A 272-nucleotide genomic window follows, 5' to 3' on the forward strand; every position below is an offset into this window, starting at 1 on the left:
CACCGCGGGTGAGGCGAAGGCGCGGGCGGCGTTCGAGGCCGATCAGAAGGCCCGGATGAGCGCGTACAAGCACAAGCGGTACGGCGGCTGGCTGGGCGGCGCGAAGTGGGCCAAGGACAAGCTGCTGGGCATGCCGGAGGAGGCCAACGACCTCTTCCAGATCTCCCGCCAGGTCTACGTCACCCAGATGCAGGGCGTGATCTCGTCGGTCGCCGACACGATCGGCACCGACCTGGGCGCGGCGAAGTCCCGTATCGCCAAGGGCCGCTCGG

1 protein-coding gene is annotated in these 272 nt (G+C 69.5%); it reads left to right on the plus strand.

Annotated elements, in window-relative coordinates:
- Positions 1-55: 55 nt before the first annotated feature.
- A partial coding sequence (locus tag IH54_RS41180; RefSeq protein WP_234344294.1) for a hypothetical protein occupies positions 56-272 on the plus strand: 217 nt, incomplete at its 3' end.

It is taken from the genome of Streptomyces sp. NRRL F-5123 (assembly GCF_000721495.1).
Lineage (GTDB): Bacteria > Actinomycetota > Actinomycetes > Streptomycetales > Streptomycetaceae > Actinacidiphila.